Origin of the sequence: Pseudomonas sp. Lz4W (assembly GCF_000346225.2) — a bacterium.
GTDB lineage: Bacteria > Pseudomonadota > Gammaproteobacteria > Pseudomonadales > Pseudomonadaceae > Aquipseudomonas > Aquipseudomonas paraversuta.
This window is the reverse complement of sequence record NZ_CP017432.1, coordinates 4,457,542-4,478,086: the sequence shown is the minus strand read 5'-3', so window position 1 is coordinate 4,478,086 and position 20,545 is coordinate 4,457,542. Positions and strand designations below refer to the sequence as shown.

At 61.1% G+C, this 20,545-nt stretch carries 22 protein-coding genes; 5 read left to right on the top strand and 17 right to left on the bottom strand.

Going from position 1 to position 20,545, the window contains the following annotated elements:
* Positions 1-57: 57 nt before the first annotated feature.
* Entirely contained in the window at positions 58-945 is an 888-nt protein-coding gene (locus B195_RS20425; RefSeq protein ID WP_003439107.1) for a DMT family transporter, read from the bottom strand.
* A gap of 97 nt (positions 946-1,042) precedes the next feature.
* Between B195_RS20425 and B195_RS20420 the strand changes: the two genes are divergently transcribed.
* From B195_RS20420 to B195_RS20410, 3 genes are all read left to right on the top strand, one after another.
* On the top strand, positions 1,043-1,831 hold the full coding sequence (locus B195_RS20420; protein WP_003439109.1) for a helix-turn-helix transcriptional regulator: 789 nt from the start codon (positions 1,043-1,045) through the stop codon (positions 1,829-1,831).
* Positions 1,832-1,895: 64 nt separating this feature from the next.
* A complete protein-coding gene (locus B195_RS20415; protein WP_003439112.1) occupies positions 1,896-2,186 on the top strand; it encodes a PsiF family protein in 291 nt (96 codons plus the stop codon).
* A gap of 160 nt (positions 2,187-2,346) precedes the next feature.
* A complete protein-coding gene (locus B195_RS20410; protein WP_003439115.1) occupies positions 2,347-3,357 on the top strand; it encodes an AI-2E family transporter in 1,011 nt (336 codons plus the stop codon).
* Positions 3,358-3,409: 52 nt separating this feature from the next.
* On the opposite strand, the gene B195_RS20405 is transcribed toward B195_RS20410, so the two are convergent.
* Positions 3,410-4,675: an Hsp70 family protein gene (locus B195_RS20405; protein WP_003439118.1), complete on the bottom strand. Its 1,266-nt coding sequence runs from the start codon at positions 4,673-4,675 to the stop codon at positions 3,410-3,412.
* Positions 4,676-4,956: 281 nt separating this feature from the next.
* Here B195_RS20405 and cbpA point away from each other — a divergent pair, with 281 nt between their 5' ends.
* The gene (gene cbpA, locus B195_RS20400; RefSeq protein WP_003439123.1) at positions 4,957-5,868 is read left to right on the top strand and encodes a curved DNA-binding protein; all 912 of its coding nucleotides are present in this window, start codon (positions 4,957-4,959) and stop codon (positions 5,866-5,868) included.
* Positions 5,869-5,870: 2 nt separating this feature from the next.
* Positions 5,871-6,179, top strand: a complete 309-nt coding sequence (locus B195_RS20395; protein ID WP_003439125.1) for a chaperone modulator CbpM — start codon at positions 5,871-5,873, stop codon at positions 6,177-6,179.
* Between the two features lie 121 nt (positions 6,180-6,300).
* On the opposite strand, the gene B195_RS20390 is transcribed toward B195_RS20395, so the two are convergent.
* The 15 genes from B195_RS20390 to B195_RS20320 form a co-directional block, all read right to left on the bottom strand.
* Positions 6,301-7,434 (bottom strand): sensor histidine kinase KdpD, encoded by a 1,134-nt coding sequence (locus B195_RS20390; protein ID WP_003439128.1) that lies wholly within the window; start codon positions 7,432-7,434, stop codon positions 6,301-6,303.
* A 123-nt stretch (positions 7,435-7,557) separates the two neighbouring features.
* Positions 7,558-9,258, bottom strand: coding sequence for an urease subunit alpha (gene ureC, locus B195_RS20385; protein ID WP_003439130.1), 1,701 nt, complete (start codon positions 9,256-9,258; stop codon positions 7,558-7,560).
* A gap of 128 nt (positions 9,259-9,386) precedes the next feature.
* Positions 9,387-9,695: an urease subunit beta gene (locus B195_RS20380; protein ID WP_003439131.1), complete on the bottom strand. Its 309-nt coding sequence runs from the start codon at positions 9,693-9,695 to the stop codon at positions 9,387-9,389.
* Positions 9,692-10,225 (bottom strand): GNAT family N-acetyltransferase, encoded by a 534-nt coding sequence (locus B195_RS20375; protein WP_003439132.1) that lies wholly within the window; start codon positions 10,223-10,225, stop codon positions 9,692-9,694. Before B195_RS20375 ends, B195_RS20380 begins: the two co-directional genes overlap by 4 nt.
* On the bottom strand, positions 10,222-10,755 hold the full coding sequence (locus B195_RS20370) for a GNAT family N-acetyltransferase (RefSeq protein ID WP_003439134.1): 534 nt from the start codon (positions 10,753-10,755) through the stop codon (positions 10,222-10,224). Before B195_RS20370 ends, B195_RS20375 begins: the two co-directional genes overlap by 4 nt.
* 9 nt (positions 10,756-10,764) lie before the next feature.
* Positions 10,765-11,067, bottom strand: a complete 303-nt coding sequence (gene ureA, locus B195_RS20365; RefSeq protein WP_003439136.1) for an urease subunit gamma — start codon at positions 11,065-11,067, stop codon at positions 10,765-10,767.
* Between the two features lie 98 nt (positions 11,068-11,165).
* A complete protein-coding gene (locus tag B195_RS20360; protein ID WP_003439139.1) occupies positions 11,166-12,005 on the bottom strand; it encodes an urease accessory protein UreD in 840 nt (279 codons plus the stop codon).
* A 32-nt stretch (positions 12,006-12,037) separates the two neighbouring features.
* On the bottom strand, positions 12,038-12,736 hold the full coding sequence (gene urtE / locus B195_RS20355) for an urea ABC transporter ATP-binding subunit UrtE (RefSeq protein WP_003439143.1): 699 nt from the start codon (positions 12,734-12,736) through the stop codon (positions 12,038-12,040).
* Positions 12,737-12,791: 55 nt separating this feature from the next.
* Positions 12,792-13,652 carry an urea ABC transporter ATP-binding protein UrtD gene (gene urtD, locus B195_RS20350; RefSeq protein ID WP_003439146.1) on the bottom strand — a complete coding sequence of 287 codons (861 nt, stop codon included), beginning with the start codon at positions 13,650-13,652 and terminating at the stop codon, positions 12,792-12,794.
* Entirely contained in the window at positions 13,649-14,728 is a 1,080-nt protein-coding gene (urtC, locus tag B195_RS20345; protein WP_003439149.1) for an urea ABC transporter permease subunit UrtC, read from the bottom strand. The genes urtD and urtC overlap by 4 nt, the downstream gene beginning before the upstream one ends.
* Positions 14,728-16,230, bottom strand: coding sequence for an urea ABC transporter permease subunit UrtB (gene urtB, locus B195_RS20340; RefSeq protein ID WP_003439152.1), 1,503 nt, complete (start codon positions 16,228-16,230; stop codon positions 14,728-14,730). Before urtB ends, urtC begins: the two co-directional genes overlap by 1 nt.
* A gap of 75 nt (positions 16,231-16,305) precedes the next feature.
* Positions 16,306-17,571 (bottom strand): urea ABC transporter substrate-binding protein, encoded by a 1,266-nt coding sequence (gene urtA / locus B195_RS20335; RefSeq protein ID WP_003439155.1) that lies wholly within the window; start codon positions 17,569-17,571, stop codon positions 16,306-16,308.
* A 201-nt stretch (positions 17,572-17,772) separates the two neighbouring features.
* Positions 17,773-18,783 carry an iron ABC transporter permease gene (locus B195_RS20330; RefSeq protein WP_003439158.1) on the bottom strand — a complete coding sequence of 337 codons (1,011 nt, stop codon included), beginning with the start codon at positions 18,781-18,783 and terminating at the stop codon, positions 17,773-17,775.
* Entirely contained in the window at positions 18,780-19,730 is a 951-nt protein-coding gene (locus B195_RS20325; RefSeq protein ID WP_003439161.1) for an ABC transporter substrate-binding protein, read from the bottom strand. The genes B195_RS20330 and B195_RS20325 overlap by 4 nt, the downstream gene beginning before the upstream one ends.
* On the bottom strand, positions 19,727-20,515 hold the full coding sequence (locus tag B195_RS20320) for an ABC transporter ATP-binding protein (RefSeq protein ID WP_003439163.1): 789 nt from the start codon (positions 20,513-20,515) through the stop codon (positions 19,727-19,729). Before B195_RS20320 ends, B195_RS20325 begins: the two co-directional genes overlap by 4 nt.
* Positions 20,516-20,545: the final 30 nt, after the last annotated feature.

The window sequence follows — 20,545 nt, the reverse complement described above, 5'->3', positions numbered from 1 at the left end:
CTTGCTCTGCTGGCAAGATCGGTTCACAAGTTGTGAGTTCAGCGCGAGGAGAAAGTTTTATCCGATTTTTGGTGTCTTTCTCAGGGGCGTGGTCCAGCGTTCCGAGAGGATTACCCCGGCCAGGGTCAGTGCGCCACCAATCAGGTGGTAAGCATGCAGTTGCTCTTTGAGCACCACCGCGGCAATCAGCGCCGTGATCAGCGGCAACAGGTTGAAGAACAGCGTGGTGCGGCTCGGGCCCAGCACGGTGACGGCTTTCATCCAGGCCAAAGGTGCCAGCATGGAGGCCAGAATACAGGCATACAGCACCAGCCCGATGTTGTGCACCGTGAGGCCGGTCTTGGGTGACATCAGGTACAACGGCAGCAACACCACAATCGCCACCAGGATCTGCATGTACAGCATCTGCAGGGGCGGCAGGCGCAACTGCCATTTTTTCAGCAAGGTGCTGTAGATCGCATAGGCCAGGGTGGCAATCAGCATCATCGCGTCGCCCAGGTTGAGGCCGTGGTCAAGCAGGGCACTGAAACTGCCGCTCGATACCACCACCAGCACGCCGACAAAGGATAGGATCGCGCCGACCAGGGCTCCGGCGGTAAGACGCTGCCCCAGGCTGATGATCGACATGGCCAGCACCATCAATGGCATCAACGACAGGATGATCCCCATGTTGGTGGCCGAAGTCCGGGCTGCGGCGTAGTAGGCCAGGCTTTGATAAATCGCCATGCCCAGCACGCCGAGGACAAAGATCTTGCCCAGATTGGGGCGGATCACCGACCAGTTGGCGATCACCGGTTTGAGCATGAACGGGGTGAACAGCAGGCCGGCCAGCAGCCAGCGATAGAAGCCGATCTCGGACGGGAAGATGGCGCCGACCGCGAGTTTGTTGATTACGGTATTGCCGGCCCAGATAAAAATGGCCAGTAGCGGGTAAGCGTATTGCATCAGGAACAACCACAGGGTTAATGAGCAGCGATTATCCGCCTGTCTGTCTGCAAGCCTATACTTCGATCCGGCCAATCTCCCCCTGAATCCAGACAGCATGCGCAAGAATCTGATCAACGTTCCCGAATTCGACGGCTTGCCGGCCCCGGTGTACTTCCGTTATGCCGAATTTGATGCCGACAGCCATGCTGCGCCCCATGTCCATGCCTGGGGCTCGCTGGACTATGTGGCCCACGGGGTGATGCGCTACGAGGTCAACGGCCAGCGCTTCATGTCACCGCCGCAGTACGCGGTCTGGGTCCCGCCCCATACCGAGCACAGCGCCTATAACCCGCAGGCGATTGTCTATCGTTCGGTCTACCTGGATGTCGTCCATTGCCGGCACCTGCCCAAGACTCCGGTGACGCTGGCCATCAGCGACATTCTCAAAGCCATCCTCAGCGACTTTGCCCGGCGCGACATCAACATTCCCCAAAGCGAGTCCGACAAGAGACTGGCCCAGGTTCTGGTCGATCAGTTGCGCCAGGCACCTGTGCATCAGTGCTATTTGCCTTACGCCCGTCATCCCGGCCTGCAGGTGGTCCTTGAGGCCCTGCAGAGCCAGCCCGGCGACAATCGGCCGCTTGGGCAGTGGGCCGCTCAGGTGCATGTCAGCGAGCGGACCCTGGCGCGACTGTTTGTCCGGGAACTGGGCATGAGCTTCGGCGAGTGGCGGCAACGCCTGCGGTTTCTGGCGGCGATTGAAGCGCTGGAGTCTGCGCGCAGCGTGCAGGACGTGGGTTTTGATCTGGGCTACAGCACCTCATCGGCGTTTATCGCCATGTTCGCCCGTCAGGCCGGCTGCACGCCGGAGCAATATCGGCGTCAGGCCCGGGGCGTGATGTAACAGAGTTTGTCTACACTCCAGAGCAGTCCGCTGCCACTCGGTGCGGCCATAAGGAGAAAACTCCATGACGAAGCTGCGTATTCCTCTGCTGATGATGGGCTTGTTGCTGTGCTCCCAGGGTTTTGCGGCCACGGCCCAGCAAAACAAAATGACCACCTGCAATGCCGATGCGAGTGCCAAGGCCCTCAAGGGCGATGAGCGCAAAGCGTTTATGAGCACTTGCCTTAAAGCCGCCCCGGCGGCCCCTGCGACTCAGCAGGAAAAAATGAAAACCTGTAACGCCACTGCCGGCACCCAGGCCCTCAAAGGCGATGCACGCAAAGCTTTTATGAGCGACTGCCTGAAGAAGAAATAAAGCCCCCGGCAGCAACGGGCTTGCTCGCGACGCCTGCAGATCCGCTGCAATCGCGGGCAAGCCGCGCCTGCAGGTAGCAGGGCAACGTCACAACTTCTAGTGCTGCCCGCTGAAGGCTGGCAGACTGCCTGTCCTTTCGCGCTGCTTGTTTTGAGGCTGTATGCCATCGTTTTCTCAGCGTCACATTTTGTTCGCCAGTTACCTCATCATCGCTGGCGGCTTGTTGCTGGTTTTTCCGTTGCGCCTGTTGCCCAGCCTGCTGGCCGGGTTGCTGGTTTACGAACTGGTCAACATGCTCACGCCACAACTGCAGCGGCTGATCGCCGGGCGCCGGGCGCGCTGGCTGGCGGTGGCATTGCTGGGCACTCTGGTGGTCAGCGTACTGGCGTTGATTTTTGCCGGCGCCATCAGCTTCTTGCTGCACGAAGCAGAAAACCCTGGGGCATCGCTGAATAAATTCATGGTCGTGGTCGACCGGGCGCGGGGTCAATTGCCGCCGTTTCTGGACAGCTATCTGCCGGCCAGCGCGGCCGAGTTCCGGGTGGCGATCGGCGAATGGGGCAACAAACACCTCAGCGATCTGCAACTGGTGGGCAAAGACGCCGCGCACATGTTCGTGACGTTGCTGATTGGCATGGTGCTGGGCGCCATCATCGCGTTGCAGCGCATCCCGGATGTCAGCCGTCGCAAGCCCCTGTCAGCCGCGCTGTTCGACCGTTTGCACCTGCTGGTGCAGGCGTTTCGCAACATCGTGTTTGCGCAGATCAAAATCGCGCTGCTCAATACCGTGTTCACCGGGGTGTTTCTGGCGGTGATCCTGCCGCTGTTCGGCGTGCATTTGCCGCTGACCAAAACCCTGATTGTGCTGACCTTCCTGCTGGGGCTGCTGCCAGTGATAGGTAACCTGATCTCCAACACCCTGATCACCATCGTCGGCTTGTCCCTGTCGATCTGGGTCGCGGTAGGGGCTCTGGGCTATCTGATCGTTATCCACAAGCTGGAATACTTCCTCAATGCCAAGATCGTTGGCGGCCAGATCAGTGCCAAATCCTGGGAGCTACTGCTGGCGATGCTGGTATTCGAGGCAGCCTTCGGCCTGCCGGGGGTGGTGGCCGGGCCGATTTACTATGCGTATCTGAAGAGTGAGCTCAAGCAGATGGAGCTGGTCTAACCCGCAATCCCTAGTCGCTGCCGCAGGCTGCGGCAGCGACTAGGGTATGGTTTTAGCCGTAACGCTTTTTGGCTTCAATCGCCAAACCGCTGCCGATGCTGCCGAAGATGTTGCCTTCGACGTGATGGGCGTTGGGCAGCATGGCCGCGACGCTCTGGCGCAGCGCCGGAATACCGCTCGAGCCGCCGGTGAAGAACACCGTATCCACCTGCTCGACACCCACGCCCGCACTGCTGAGCAAGTCAGTCACGCTGTTGCGGATGCGCTCCAGCTGGTTGTCGATGGAGGCTTCAAACAGCGCCCGGCTCAGTTCGACACTTAGCCCCGGTTCTACCCGGTCTAGCGGCACATGGCGGCTCTGGGCGTGGGTCAGTTCGATTTTGGTTTCTTCGATTTCCATCGCCAGCCAGTGACCGGCGCGCTGTTCGATCAACTTGAACAAACGGTCAATCCCGCCGGTATCGACGATGTCGTAGCGCATGCTGTTCAGCGCGATCTGGGTTTTCTGTGCATACACCGAGTTGATGGTGTGCCAGGTCGCCAGGTTCATGTGATGACTGGTGGGCATGTAGGCCCCGCTTTTCATCCGGCTACCGTAGCCGAACAGCGGCATGACCCCTTGCAGGCTCAGTTGCTTGTCGAAGTCGGTACCGCCCACATGCACGCCGCCCGTGGCCAGGATGTCGTCCTGGCGGTGGTCCATGCCACGGCGCTCAGGGGACAGGCGCACCAGCGAGAAGTCGGAGGTACCACCGCCGATATCGACAATCAGCACCAGCTCTTCGCGCTGGATGGTCGACTCATAGTCGAACGCTGCGGCAATGGGCTCGTACTGGAACGAGACTTCCTTGAAGCCGATGGCGCGGGCCACGTCGGTCAGGGTGTTCTCGGCTTCCTGGTCGGCCAGCGGATCGTCATCGACGAAATACACCGGGCGGCCCAGCACCACTTCTTCAAATTCACGGCCCGCGGTCGCTTCGGCGCGCTTTTTAAGCTGGGCGATAAACAGCCCCAACAGGTCCTTGAACGGCATGGCCGTGCCCAAAACGCTGGTGTCGTGCTTGATCAGCTTGGAACCCAGCAGGCTCTTGAGCGAGCGCATCAGGCGGCCTTCGTAGCCTTCCAGATACTCATGCAGCGCCAGACGGCCATACACCGGGCGGCGCTCTTCAATGTTGAAGAACACTACGGAGGGCAGGGTGATCTTGTCGTCCTCCAGCGCGATGAGGGTTTCCACGCCTGGGCGCAGCCAGCCGACGGTGGAGTTGGACGTGCCAAAGTCGATGCCGCAGGCACGTGCTGGAGTGGCGCTTTTCATGTCTTTCGAGTTCCGGTTAAAAAACGGCCGCGCAGTGTATGCCAGACGCTCGCAGAATCGAAGCGCGACGATTCTTTAAATCGCAGGTTTTAATCCCCTTGAAAGACTATCCTTCACCCCCAAACTTCCAGACATTGGTTTGGCGGTCTTAAGGCTGCCGATAAACTTTTGCAGCGCTGGTCAGTCACAGGATTGAGATCGGTCAACCCCCGGGCCGGTTAACCAGAGCATTCTGGGTGGCTTCGAGCTGCGCGATATTGATAACGGATGGTGATCCTTACATGGACTTCAAAGACTATTACAAAATCCTGGGTGTCGAGCCCACGGCTGACGATAAGGCGATCAAGACCGCTTATCGCAAGCTCGCGCGCAAGTATCACCCGGATGTGAGCAAGGAAAAGGACGCCGAGGAGAAATTCAAGGACGTCAACGAAGCGTATGAAGCCCTGAAAAGTGCCGACAAGCGCGCCGAATACGATGAAATGCGCAAGTACGGTCAACATGGGCAGCCATTCCAGGGGCCGCCGGGCTGGCAAGGGCACTCGAGCGGTGGTTTCGAGGATCAGGGCGATTTTTCAGACTTTTTCAGCTCGATCTTCGGTTCGCGCGGTAATGGCTTCGGCGGCCAGAGCGGCCGCAGTGCGGGACGTCGTGGACAGGATGTAGAAATGGAACTGCCGATTTTCCTTGAAGAAACCCTGTCCGGCGAATCGAAGCAGATCAGCTTCCAGATTGGCGGCGCCAACAAGACGCTTAACGTGAAAATCCCGGCCGGTGTCACCGACGGTGAGCGCATCCGCCTTAAAGGGCAGGGCGGTCCGGGCGTGGGTGGCGGTGCCAATGGCGATCTATACCTGATCATCCGCTTTGCTCCGCATCCGAAGTTCGATGTTGAAGGTCATGATCTGGTGATCACGGTGCCAGTGGCGCCGTGGGAAGCTGCTCTGGGGGCCAAAGTGGCCGTGCCGACCCTGACCAGCAAAATCAACCTGACCATCCGTCCGGACAGCCAGAGCGGTCAACGCTTGCGCATCAAAGGCCATGGCCTGGCGAACAAGCAAGGCGAGCGTGGTGATTTGTATGCCCAATTGAAAGTGGTCATGCCGAAACAGAGCGACGAGGCCACAAAAGCCCTGTGGCAAGACCTGGCCGACAAATCGGCATTCGATCCGAGAGCCCAATGGAGTAACTGATCATGAGCAGCACCCTGATCGTTCAGCTGGACATGGAAAGGTTCTGCGAAGAGGCCGGCATCCCGGCCACTTACGTGATAGAGATTGTCGAACACGGAATTATCGAACCTCAGGGCCGCACGCCGGACGTGTGGCGTTTTGAAGACTACGAACTGGCCATCGCACAGCGTGCGACCAAGCTGCACCACGACCTGGAGATGGAGTGGGAAGGCGTCGCCCTGGCGCTGGACCTGATCGAGGAAGTGCAGCAATTGCGGGCCGAGAACCAGCGGCTCAAGCAGCAACTGGGCCGCTTTGTCGGCGACCTGTAGCCGCGACCGTACTGTAGGAGCGAGCTAGCCTCGCGAGCTTTTCAGATAGCTGTTCACAGTAGCGTGCAGCACGCCAGATACAGCTCGCGAGGCAAGCTCGCTCCTACGGGTTTTTTATTTGTCAGATCTGTTTGGGCAACACCACGGTAAACGTCGTGCCCTCGGCTTCGGTCGAGGACACTTCGATGCTGCCATGGTGCGCGTCTACCACTTCCTTGACGATGAACAAGCCCAGGCCAAGGCTGGTGGACGCGCCCGGGTGGCCAATGTCTTCGCTCGGGCTGCGTACCAACGGGTCGAACAGGGTGGCCAGCGCCTCCTCTGCAATCGGGGTGCCGTTGTTGTGCACCCGCAGGGTCACGTGGTCGTCAGTTCCGTTCAGGATCAGGGTCACCGCGCCTTCGCTGGCGCCATGCTGCAACGCATTGCCGATCAGGTTCTGCAGCAGCTGGTCGAGGCGTCGAGGGTCCCAGTGGCCTTCAACATTGCCGTTAACTTGCAAGCTCTGCTCACACTTGGGGTGTCCGGCGCCGGCCTGGTCCAGTGCGGTCTGACAAGCCTGGGCCAGGTTCATGGCGCAGGGTTCCACAGGCAACTGCGTACCCAGGCGGCTGCGCACAAACTCCAGCAGATCACTGACCATCGCCTGCATGTGGCGCGCCCCGGTCTTGATCGCCTTGACGTAATTCAGGGCGTTGGCATCCAGGGTAATTTTGCGTTCCAGCATTTCGGTGGACATGCTCACCGCTTGCAACGGCGCGCGCAGGTCATGGCCCAGAATCGCCAGGAAGATATCCCGCGAGCGGTTGACCTGCTCGGCGTAGGCCTCGGTGGATTCGGCCAGCGCCTCATCAATGGCCTCATTGAACCGGATCATGTCCTGCAAGTAGCTCAGCTCCAGAGTTTCGAGGCTGGCGACCCACAAGCGGATCACGCAGGCGCGCAAGTGCCGGAACTCGGAGGTCATCTGCACCAGATCAAAGCCCACGGTATGGCGCAGTTCGCCATGGCTGGCGGCGGCAACGTCCAGGCTCGGGGTTTTTTCCGGCCCTTCGCCCTCGGCCTTGGCCTGTTGTTCGCTGGCGGTTTGCGCGGTGTTCATGTCCCGCGCAGCGGCCAGCAGAATGGCCTTGGCATGATCGCGCAGGGCCACGCTGTCCATTGATTCGGCAGCCGGGGTGATGGTTTCGGCGAACTGCTCCCATTCATCGACGATACGATCAGCGTTGTGCACGATGAATTCAGATAGGCGCATAGCCAGACCCTGCTGCAAGAGCGATAGTAATTAAGGTGTCGCATCTTAGCCCCTAACGACAGCTTTCTATACAACCGCTTGCCGGTACAGTCCCCTGCCAGCCAGGGGAACTGCCCGCAGTCCTCAAAACAGAAAATAGCGCTGTGCCATCGGCAATACATCAGCGGGTTCGCACCACAGCAGCACCCCGTCGGCCTTGACTTGATAGGTCTGCGGATCGACTTCGATTTCGGGCAGGTAACCGTTGTGAATCAGGTCGGTTTTCTGCACTTCGCGACAGCCTTTGACCACCGCGATTTGCTTCTTCAGCCCCAGTGCCGCGGGTACCCCGGCATCCGCCGCCGCCTGGCTGATAAAGGTCAGGCAGGTGGCATGCCGCGAGCCGCCGTAGCTGGCAAACATCGGGCGGTAGTGCACCGGCTGCGGGGTAGGGATCGACGCATTCGGATCACCCATCAGGCTCGAGGCAATCGCCCCGCCCTTGAGAATCAGGGTCGGCTTGACCCCGAAGAACGCCGGTCGCCAGAGCACCAGGTCGGCCCACTTGCCCACCTCGATCGAGCCCACTTCATGGCTGACACCGTGGGTGATCGCCGGGTTGATGGTGTATTTGGCGATGTAGCGTTTGGCGCGAAAATTGTCATTGCCCGGTGCGTCTTCGGGCAGCGGGCCGCGCTGTTTCTTCATCTTGTCGGCGGTTTGCCAGGTACGGGTGATGACCTCGCCGACCCGGCCCATGGCCTGGCTGTCGGAGCTGATCATCGAAAACGCGCCGAGGTCGTGCAGGATGTCCTCGGCGGCGATGGTTTCACGACGGATACGGCTTTCAGCGAAGGCCACATCCTCGGCGATGCTCGGGTCGAGGTGATGGCAGACCATCAGCATGTCGAGGTGCTCGTCGATGGTATTGCGGGTAAACGGCCGGGTCGGATTGGTCGAGCTGGGCAATACATTGCTCAGGCCGCAGGCCTTGATGATATCCGGGGCATGGCCGCCACCCGCGCCTTCGGTGTGATAGGTGTGGATGGTGCGGCCCTTGAATGCGGCCAGGGTGGTTTCGACAAAGCCCGACTCGTTCAGCGTGTCGCTGTGAATTGCCACTTGCACGTCATACAGATCGGCCACGTTCAGGCAGTTGTCGATGGCCGCGGGCGTAGTGCCCCAGTCCTCGTGCAGCTTGAGACCGATGGCCCCGGCTTCGACCTGCTCGATCAGCGGTTGCGGCAGGCTGGCGTTGCCCTTGCCGGTAAAGCCCATGTTCATCGGGAATGCATCGGCGGCCTGCAGCATGCGCGCCATATGCCACGGCCCCGAGGTGCAGGTGGTGGCATTGGTCCCGGTGGCCGGGCCGGTGCCACCGCCGATCATGGTGGTGACCCCGCTGTTCAATGCCTCTTCGATCTGTTGTGGGCAGATGAAGTGGATATGGGTGTCGATACCGCCAGCCGTGAGGATCATGCCTTCGCCGGCGATCACTTCAGTACTTGCGCCGATGGCGATGGTCACGCCGGGCTGGATATCCGGGTTGCCGGCTTTGCCGATGGCGTGGATCCGGCCGTTTTTCAGGCCCACGTCGGCTTTGACGATGCCCCAGTGATCGATGATCAGGGCGTTGGTAATCAGCGTGTCCACCACCTCGCTGGCGAGCAACTGGCTTTGGCCCATGCCGTCGCGGATCACCTTGCCGCCGCCGAACTTCACTTCTTCGCCGTAGATGGTGAAGTCCTGCTCGACCTCGATCCACAGCTCGGTGTCGGCCAAGCGGATCTTGTCGCCAACGGTAGGGCCGAACATGTCGGCGTAGGCCTGGCGGGAAATTTTCATAGTGAGTTCCTAAATATATAAACCATCCCCCAATCCCTGTAGGAGCGAGCTTGCTCGCGAGCCCTTGAGCGCTCTTGAGAAAAAGCTCGCGAGCAAGCTCGCTCCTACAGGGGATTAGGGGATTGGGGTTAATCCAGATTGCCCATGACCCGGCCGGCAAAGCCGAACACCCGGCGCAGCCCGGCCAGTTCCACCAGTTCCACTTCGCGGGTCTGCCCCGGCTCGAAACGCACGGCGGTGCCCGCCGGGATATTCAGGCGCATGCCACGGCTGTCAGCACGGTTAAACATCAGGGCATCGTTGGTTTCGAAAAAGTGATAGTGCGAACCCACCTGGATCGGGCGGTCGCCACGATTGGACACGCTGAGGCTCAGGGTCCGACGGCCGACATTCAGCTCGATGTCACCGGCTGCAATGCGGTATTGGCCGGGAATCATTGCGGCTCACTCAAGGTTTTGTAGTAGATGGCCGTAGGGCTGTAGTGACCGTCGGGGCTGCGGCAATAGTTGGGTAGCTCGCCGACCCGGGTGTAACCCAGGGCACTGTAGAAGTTTTCTGCGGGCGAGCCGGCCTCGGTGTCCAGGTGCAGCAAGCCGCGCTTTTGTGCCCGCGCCCCTTGCTCCAGGGCGTGGATCATTATCTGGCCCAGACCACGGCGCCGGGCTTCGTTGAGCACCAGCAGTTTCTGGACCTCGGCACGGTTGAGCCCGTTGCGCTTCTGGCACAGGGCAAGTTGCACGCTGGCCAGTACCCGGCCGTCTTCAATCAACACCCACAGGAGCAGAGTGCCTTGCTCCAGCTGGGCCTGTACTTCGTTGAAATAGTGGCTGGCCTGGGGCAGGTCCAGATCGTCCATGAATCCCACGGACGCGCCGTAGCGCACAGCATCCAGCAGCAAGGTAATCAGCCCGTCGCGATATTCGGCAAAGCTGCGGGCGGTTAGCTGCAGCACTTGTTCATTATTCATTTGCCGCACTCCTGTGGCGGCAGCGCGCCGGGGTTGAGCATCAGTTGCATAAAGGTCAGGTCCAGCCAGCGGCCAAACTTGATCCCGACTTGGGGCATGCGCCCGCCGGTGACAAAACCCAGCTGTTTATGCACATGGATCGAGGCCGCATTGCCGCTCTCGATGGCCGCCACCATCACGTGCTTGCCGCACGCTCTGGCACGTTCAATCAGCGCTGCCAGCAATTGCGGTCCGAGGCGTTTGCCCCGTTGTTCGGGATGCACGTACACCGAATGTTCGACGGTATGGCGGAACCCTTCAAAGGGGCGCCAGTCGCCAAACGAGGCGTAACCCAGAGTCAGATTGCGCTCATCGACTATCACCAGCACCGGATAGCCCTGGGCCTGGCGGGCAGCGAGCCATTGCTGACGATTGGCCAGGTCGACGGTTTGCTCGTTCCAGATTGCTAGGGTGTTGAGCACCGCATCGTTGTAGATATCGAGAATCGCTGGCAGGTCAGCCGCGACGGCATCACGAATTAGGTAAGACATGCAGCAGCCTCAGGCGATGGGTTGGTGGACGGTGACCAGCTTGGTGCCATCCGGGAAAGTGGCTTCGATCTGGATGTCGGGGATCATCTCCGGAATGCCTTGCATCACTTGTTCGCGGGTCAGCAGGGTGGTGCCGTAGTGCATCAGCTCGGCGACGGTACGGCCGTCGCGGGCGCCTTCGAGCAGGGCGGCGGATATATAGGCGATGGTTTCCGGGTAGTTAAGCATCACCCCGCGTGCCAGCCGTCGCTCGGCCAGCAGTCCGGCGGTAAAGATCAGCATCTTGTCTTTTTCGCGTGAGGTCAGGTCCATGGTGGGTCCGTTGTTAAATTAAGGATTATGGGTCGAGGACCTCTGTGGGAGCTGGCAAGCCAGCTCCCACAGAGGTCCTCAAAAAATCGCGACGGTTCTCAGGTACTCCAGATCCTCGGGGCCAGTGCCTCACGGCCCAACAATGCCGGGCGCAGCAGGCGCCACAGCTCGATCAGCCAGGCGCGGGCCTGCAAGGCTTCTACCGCCAGGCAGCGTGCGACCACTAACCCCGGCAGCTGGGTCAGGTCACCGCGTACCGGGTTGGGCAGGTCGCGACAGGTTTGCAGCAGCTCGGCACTGATTTCCCCGGTCACCAGCAATGTCGCGAACACCGGGTTGCCGTCCAGTCCGATTGGCGAATCCAGCAAGCCGTCGCCGCCGATAACCCGCTGGCGCTCATGCCAGAGCAACTGGCCGTCACGGCGAATATCCAGCTGTGATTGAAAATGCCCGTGCTCAAAACGCTCACCACTGGCCAGTCGTCCCAGCGCCACCATGTCCCAGTAAAACAGGCGCCCGTCGCCTTCAAGCTCAATGCGCGTCGTCAGTTCGGCCCGGGCGTCGCTGAACACTATGGTTTCTTGCGGCAGCCATTCCAGGGTCGCACCGGCGGCCACGTTCAGGGTCAGGCTCTGGTACGCCGGGCCGGCCGCGCGATACCACTTGGCGGCACCGGGGCTGGTGAGTTGCGCCCAGGCATCCGGGCCGACACTGGCGCAGATGTTCAACCGGTCGCCGCCGGCAATGCCGCCGGGTGGGTGAACAATGATGTGCTGGCACACCTCGGGGCCTTCGGCATACAGGTGCTTCTGCACCCGCAACGGACCGACATGGCGGCGCTGGGTAGGGCGCGTACTGTCGCCAAAACGGCCATAGCCCAGCTCCAGCTCGGCGTGCCAGCTGGGGGTGAACAATGCGGGGTTGGCAGGCAGGTTCATAGGTCGGCTTTTTCATCAAAAAGAGTTACAGACTAAATCGTCACCAGTCCACGCACACCCTCTGTTTGCATATTTTCACCACGGCCCTGTTGCACGATTTCGCCTCTGGACATCACCAGATACTGGTCCGCCAGTTCTTCGGCAAAGTCGTAGAACTGCTCCACCAGCAGGATGGCCATATCGCCCCGGGCAGCGAGCATCTTGATCACCGCGCCGATCTCCTTGATCACCGATGGTTGAATCCCTTCGGTCGGCTCATCGAGGATCAGCAGACGCGGGCGGCTGGCAAGCGCGCGGCCGATCGCCAGTTGTTGCTGCTGGCCGCCGGACAAATCGCCGCCGCGCCGATGCTTCATTTGCAGCAACACCGGGAACAGTTCATAGATAAATTCGGGCACTTCCCGGGCCTGGGAACCGGGGAAGCGGGACAGGCCCATCAACAGGTTTTCCTCCACCGTCAGGCGCCCGAAGATCTCCCGGCCCTGGGGCACATAAGCGATCCCGGCGTGAACCCGCTGGTGGGGCTTGAGCGTGGTAATGGGCTTGTCCTCCCAGGTCACGCTGCCTTCCCTGACGGCCAGCAAACCCATCAGGCACTTGAGCAATGTGGTCTTGCCCACGCCGTTACGGCCCAGCAGGCAAGTGACTTCGCCGACTTTGACCTCAAACGACAGGCCGCGAAGAATGTGGCTGCCACCGTAGAACTGATGCAGATTTTGTATTCGTAGCATCGTGAATCCCCTAATACCCTGTGGGAGCTGGCTTGCCAGCGATTGCAGCGGGGCGTTAGCGGCCCAGATAGACCTCGATCACCCGTTCATCCGCCTGCACCTGTGCCAGCGAGCCTTGCGCCAGAACGCTGCCCTGATGCAACACGGTGACGTGGTCGGCAATCGAACCGACAAACCCCATGTCGTGTTCCACCACCATCAGCGAGTGTTTGCCGGCCAGGCTTTTGAACAGCTCGGCGGTGAATTCGGTTTCGGCATCGGTCATGCCCGCCACTGGTTCATCCAGCAGTAACAGTTGCGGGTCTTGCACCAGCAGCATGCCGATCTCCAGAAACTGTTTCTGGCCATGGGACAGCAACCCCGCCGGGCGCCGGGCCGAGGTGCTCAGGCGAATGGTCTCCAGTACTTCGGCGATGCGGTCCCTCTGCTCACCCGTGAGTCTGGCGCGCAGGCTGGCCCACACCGACTTGTCGGTTTTTTGCGCCAGCTCCAGGTTTTCGAACACGCTCAGGGCTTCAAACACCGTGGGTTTCTGGAACTTGCGGCCAATCCCGGACTGGGCGATCTGTACTTCGCTCATCTGCTGCAGGTCCAGGGTTTCACCGAACCAGGCCTGACCTTCGCTGGGGCGGATCTTGCCGGTGATCACGTCCATCATGGTGGTCTTGCCTGCGCCATTGGGGCCGATGATGCAGCGCAACTCGCCGACGCCTATGTACAGGTTGAGGTTGTTCAGGGCCTTGAAACCGTCAAAGCTGACGCTGATGTCTTCCAGCGTCAGGATGGTGCCGTGGCGGGTATTGAGGCCGGTTCCCGCAGCCTGGCCCAGACCTATGGCGTCGCGGCTGCTGCCGGCATCCTTGTTTGGATCGAATGCGGGTTCGAGCATAAATTCCGCCGTTGCAGTGATTCTCATTGTTCGCCCCTTTTCTTCAGCAGGCCGATCACGCCTTTGGGCAGGTACAGGGTCACGACGATAAACAGCGCGCCGAGGAAGAACAGCCAGTACTCGGGGAAGGCTACGGTGAACCAGCTCTTCATGCCGTTGACCACACCCGCGCCCAGCAACGGGCCGATCAGGGTGCCACGCCCGCCGAGGGCTACCCACACGGCAGCTTCTATGGAGTTGGTGGGCGACATTTCCCCGGGGTTGATAATGCCCACTTGCGGTACATACAACGCCCCGGCCAGGCCGCATAAAACAGCACTGAGTACCCAGACGAACAGCTTGAAACCGCGGGGGTCGTAGCCGCAAAACATCAGGCGGTTTTCGGCATCGCGCAATGCGGTCAGCACCCGCCCGAATTTACTGCGCGCCAGGCGCCAGCCGAGAAACAGGCTGGCCACCAGCAACATCACGGTGGCGAAGAACAGTGCCGCGCGGGTGCCGGGCTCGGTGATGCCAAACCCCAGAATGCTGCGGAAGTTGGTGAAGCCGTTGTTGCCGCCAAAACCGGTCTCGTTGCGGAAAAACAGCAGCATCCCGGCGAAGGTCAGGGCCTGGGTCATGATCGAGAAATACACGCCCTTGATCCGCGAACGGAAGGCAAAAAAGCCGAACACCAGCGCCAGCAAACCGGGGGCCAGCACCACCAGGCACATGGCCCACCAGAAATGCTCGGTGCCGGTCCAGTACCAGGGCAATTCGGTCCAGGACAGAAAGGTCATAAAGGCCGGTAACTCATCGCCCGAAGCCTGGCGCATCAGGTACATGCCCATGGCGTAACCGCCCAGGGCGAAGAACAGGCCGTGGCCCAGCGACAGCAGGCCTGCGTAGCCCCAGACCAGATCCAGCGCCAGGGCAACGATGGCGTAACAGAGGATCTTGCCCGTCAGCGTCAGGGTATAGGCCGAGACCTGGAACGGGCTGTCGGCAGGCAGCAGCGACAGCAGCGGCAGGGCCAGCAGCACCAGTAATACCAGGCCGCCGACAGTGGCGGTCACGGCCGGCCCGGCCTTTTGCGTGGCAGTAAGCAGCAGAGGCTGATTCATCAGTCGATCACCCGTCCTTTGAGCGCGAAGAGACCTTGCGGACGCTTCTGGATAAACAGAATGATCAGCCCCAGGATCAGGATTTTGCCCAGCACGGCGCCGATCTGCGGTTCAAGAATCTTGTTTGCGATGCCCAGGCCGAAGGCCGCGTACACCGTGCCCGCCAGTTGGCCGACACCGCCCAGCACCACCACCAGGAACGAGTCGATGATGTAGCCCTGGCCCAGGTCAGGGCCGACGTTGCCAACCTGACTCAAGGCCACCCCGCCGAGCCCGGCAATCCCCGAGCCGAGGCCAAAGGCGAGCATGTCGACCCTGCCGGTGGGTACGCCGCAGCAAGCCGCCATGTTGCGGTTCTGGGTGACCGCACGCACGTTCAGGCCCAGCCGGGTTTTGTTCAGCAGCAACCAGGTCAGCAACACCACGGCCAGGGCGAAGACGATAATCACCAGGCGGTTGTACGGCAGCACCAGGTTGGGCAGCACTTGCAGCCCGCCCGAGAGCCAGGCCGGGTTGGCCACTTCGACGTTTTGCGCGCCGAACAGCACCCGCACCAATTGAATCAGGATCAGGCTGATGCCCCAGGTGGCGAGCAGGGTTTCCAGTGGCCGGCCATAGAGGTGGCGAATGATGGTGCGCTCCACAAGCATGCCCACGCAGGCCGTGACAAAGAACGCCACGGGCAGCGCCAGCAGCGGGTAGAACTCGATGGCGCCGGGGGCGAAGCGCTGAAACAGCAACTGCACGCAGTAGGTCGAGTAGGCGCCGAGCATCAGCATCTCGCCATGGGCCATGTTGATCACCCCGAGCAGGCCGAAGGTGATGGCCAGCCCCAGGGCTGCCAGCAACAGAATCGAGCCCAGGGACAAGCCGCTGAAGGCCTGGCCCAGCAAGTCACCGATCAGCAGTTTGCGTTTGACCTGGGCCAGGCCGGTTTCGGCAGCGATGCGTACCTTGGCGTCGGTTTCGACCCCGTCCTGCAGCAGGGTTTCGAGGCGGGTGCGGGCCAGGGGTTCGCCGGTTTCACCCAGCAGGCGCACGGCTGCCAGACGCACTGCCGGGTCGGGGTCCACCAGTTGCAGGTTGGCCAGTGCCAGGCTCAGGGCGCTATGTGCAGTGCTGTCGGTTTCGCCGGCCAGTTGCCGGTCGAGGAAGGCCAGTTGTGCCGGTTTAGCGGATTTTTGCAGTTGCAGGGCGGCCGCCAGACGCAGTTTCGGATCTGGAGCGAGCAATTGCTGACTGGCCTGGGCGGTCTCAATCAAACCGCGCAAACGGTTATTCAGGCGCAGGGTTTTGCTTTGCCCGTCGACGCTGATCTGACCTTGTTGCAGGTCGTTGATCAGCGCTGCGCGTTCAGCTGTCGGTTGTGCCGCCCAGCTTTCCAGCAGTTGGGCCTGGCGGGAATTGTCGGCCGCTGCGAAGTCGCCGGCATCGTCGGCGTATGCCCCCGGGGGCAGCAACAGCAGGCAGGCGAAGATAAAACGGTAAAGGGCAGTTGGCATAGACAGGGCCTTTTTCCTGCAGGAGCGGGCTTGCTCGCGAGCAAGCTCGCTCCTGCAGAGGTTGTGTTATTGGCTTTAGTTGCTCTTCACTGCGTAATCCGGCTTTTTGTCATTGCCCGGGATATACGGGCTCCAGGGCTGGGCGCGGATCGGCTCCTTGGTCTGCCACACCACGTTGAACTGACCGTTATCTTCGATCTCGCCGATCATCACCGGCTTGTGCAGGTGGTGGTTGGTCTTGTCCATGGTCAGGGTGTAGCCCGACGGCGCGGCGAATGTCTGGCCGGCCATGGCTTCCCGGACTTTATCGACATCGGTGGACTTGGCTTGCTCTGCCGCCTGCGCCCACATGTGGATACCGACGTAGGTGGCTTCCATCGGGTCGTTGGTCACGGCCTTGTCCGCACCCGGCAGGTTGTGGGCTTTGGCGTAGGCTTTCCAGTCGGCGACGAACTTCTGGTTCACCGGGTTGTGCACCGACTCAAAGTAGTTCCAGGCCGCGAGGTTGCCCACCAGCGGTTTGGTGTCGATGCCGCGCAGTTCTTCTTCGCCCACCGAGAATGCAATCACCGGCACGTCGGTGGCTTTCAGGCCCTGGTTGGCCAGCTCTTTATAGAACGGCACGTTGGAGTCGCCGTTGACCGTGGAGATCACCGCCGTCTTGCCCCCGGCGGAGAATTTTTTGATGTTGGACACTATGGTCTGGTAATCGCTGTGGCCAAACGGGGTGTAGACCTCTTCGATGTCCTTGTCGGCCACACCTTTGGAATGCAGGAAGGCCCGCAGGATCTTGTTGGTGGTGCGCGGGTACACGTAGTCGGTGCCCAGCAACACGAAGCGCCTGGCGCTGCCGCCGTCCTCGCTCATCAAATACTCGACCGCCGGAATGGCTTGCTGGTTAGGTGCGGCGCCGGTGTAGAAGACGTTGGGCGACATCTCTTCGCCTTCGTATTGCACCGGGTAAAACAGCAGGCCGTTGAGCTCTTCAAATACCGGTAACACCGATTTGCGCGACACCGAAGTCCAGCAGCCGAAGACCACGGCGACCTTGTCCTGGGTCAGCAACTGGCGACCCTTTTCTGCAAACAGCGGCCAGTTGGACGCCGGGTCGACCACCACCGCTTCGAGCAGCTTGCCGTTCACGCCGCCTTTGGCGTTGATCTCGTCGATGGTCATCAGCGCCATGTCCTTGAGCGACGTTTCGGAAATCGCCATGGTTCCGGACAACGAATGCAAAATCCCCACCTTGATGGTCTCGGCGGCTTGCACCGTCCAGGTCATGCCCATGGCGGCAATGGATGCCGTGAGGGTGAAAGCTTTGAGCAAGCTGCGACGCTTCATGGGGCGATCTCCAGATGTCTGATTTTTCTAATGGGTCGACGGGGACACTGGGAAGGTCTATAGCAAGGGCTGTGCCGAAGTGGTGCGCAGGCTCTGGAACGGGGCTCAAGGGCGAATTTTGAGGTGTCGGCGCACCAGTGCGGCGCCTGAAGGCGGTTTTGGTGCGCGGCCTGCGCCGTGTTGGTGCTACGGGAAGGGGGGTTAGCGCTTGCGCATCAGCCCTATAAAGAACAGGCCGCCAATCGCCGCCGTGGCCACGCCGATGGGCAGGTCTTCAGGGGCGATCAGGGTGCGCGCGGCAACGTCCACCCAAACCAGGAACACGCTGCCCAGCAGTGCTGACACCGGCAGCAAACGCCGGTGCTCGGCCCCCACCAGACGCCGGGCAATGTGCGGAATCATCAGCCCGACAAAGCCGATCGAGCCGCTGATAGCCACCAGCACTCCGGTCATCAGGGAGGCGATCAAAAACACCTTGAGCCGCACATTGCGTGCGTTCAGGCCCAAGGTGACGGCGGTTTGCTCGCCCGCCATCAAGGCGTTGAGCGGGCGGGCCATGCCCAGCAGTAGTACCAGCCCCAGCAGCACCACAGTGCTGGGCACCAGTAGCAGTTCCCAGCGCGCCAACCCCAGCCCGCCGAGCATCCAGAACAGTACGGCGGAGCTGGCGCGATGGTCGCCCAGAAACAGCAGGGTATTGGCGATGGCCATCATCACGAACGACACGGCCACCCCGCACAGCAGCAACCGGTCACTGTCCAGGCGGCCCTGGCGGCTGGCGATGGCCAGCACCAGAACCATGCTCAGCAGCGCACCGATAAAGGCCGCGATGGGCAAGGTCAGCAGGCCGACGATCTGGCCCACGTGCAGCACCACAATCACCGCCCCCAGTGTGGCACCGCTGGTCACGCCCAGCAGGTGCGGGTCAGCCAGCGGGTTACGGGTCACGGCTTGCAGCACCGCGCCGATCAATGCCAGCCCGGCACCCACCAGCGCCCCGAGCAGCATGCGCGGCACGCGGATCAGCCACACGATATGTTCCTGCCCGGCGCTCCAGCTGACCTCACCGATACCGAACAGTTTGTTGAGCAATATGTGCCACACCACGTCCACCGGCACCCGCGCCGGGCCGAAGCCCAGGGAAATCACGCACGACACCAGCAGCAGGGCGCCGAGACAGGCCAGCAGCAGGGCGTAGCGGCGAGTCATCATTGGGGGTGGAAACCTTTGGCCAGGGTTTCGATGGCCAGCACGTTGTCGATGCCGGGGGTGGCTTGCACGTAAGGGATGACGATGAAGCGTTTGTTGCGAATCGCGTCGACCGATTGCAGGGCCGGGCTGGTTTCGAGGAAGCGCTGTTTTTGTTCGGCGCTGACTTCGCTGTAATCGACGATGACGATCACTTCAGGGTTGCGCTCGACCACGGTCTCCCAGTTGATACGGGTCCAGCTGGCGTCGATATCACTGAGGATGTCGTTGCCGCCTGCGGCTTCGATCAGTGCGTGGGGAATGCCCAGCTTGCCCGAGGTCATGGCACGGTCTTCACCGCTGTCGTACAGGAATACCCGTGGCTTTGCCCCGGGCAGGTTCTTTTGCACGGTGGCGACTTTTTCCTGCATCTGAGCGATCAGCGTGTTGGCGCGGTCTTGCACGTCAAAAATTTTGCCCAGGTTGCGCAGGTCGTTGTAAGTGTCTTCCATGCTGGCGGGCGGGCGCTTCATTACGAAGGCGCAGGACTCGGTCAGCTCGTACACATTAATGCCCAGCGGGGTCAGGGTTTGCGGCGTGAGGTCGCCGCCGACGCGCATGCCGTAATCCCAGCCGGCAAAGAAGAAGTCGACGTTGGCGTTGAGCAGGGTTTCCACCGAGGGGTACTTGCTCGCCAGCTCCGGCAGGCCATCGAGAATCACCTTCATCCCGGGCGTCACCGCTTTCCAGCCACTGATGCCGCTGTAGCCGACCATACGCGGCTTGAGGCCGAGGGCGAGCATCATTTGCGTCATGTTGATGTCATGGCTGACTGCGTGTTCGGGTGCCTGGTTGAAGGTCACCTCGCGGTTGCAGCTGGTAATGGTCAGCGGGTATTTGCTGGCTTCGGCCCGGGCCCATGGGGCAGCGGACAATGCGCACAGGCAGAGTGCGAGGCGGATCAGTTTCATGCTTGGGTTATCCAGGTAATGCGCGGGTAGCCGGACAGCGGATGGTCGTCGATCAGCGCGTCGACGCCAAACACGTCGCGCAACAGGTCGACGGTCAGCACCTCGCGCGGGGTGCCGCTGGCGATGATCCTGCCGTGGTCGATCACGTACAGCCGGTCGCAAAAGGCCGCAGCCAGATTGAGGTCGTGGATGCTGGCCAGGGTTCCGATGTTCAGGCGTTTGACCAGTTGCAGCAGCTCCAGCTGGTAGCGTGGATCGAGATGATTGGTCGGCTCGTCGAGGATCAGCAGTTCGGGTTGCTGGGCCAGGGCCCGGGCCAGAATCACCCGCTGTTTTTCACCGCCGGACAGGGTGGCGAATGCGTGGTCTTCGAAGCCCTGCAGGCCAACGGATTCGAGGGCTTTTTTCGCCAGCTCGCGGTCGGCCTCGGTATCGCCGTCGAACAGGCCTTTATGGGGGGTACGGCCCATGGCGACCACTTCATCGACGGTCAGGCCAAAGGCGTCCGGAAATTCCTGCAACACCACGGCGACGCGTTGGGCGCACCAGCGTGGCGATTGCTGCCAGAGGTTGTGCGCACCGAGGTGAACCTGGCCCGACTCGGGTTTGCTGAAGCGATAAGCGCAACGCAGCAGGCTGGTTTTACCGCTGCCGTTGGGCCCGATCAGCCCCACGAACTCGCCTGCGGCCACGTGCAGATTGGCATCACGCAGCTGGAACTGGTGATGACAGTGGCCGTGGCCCAGCGGGGTCCAGGCAAGTTGAGTGAGGGTGAGGCGGGTCATAAAATTCCGGTGTTGATCTGATCTCTGCAG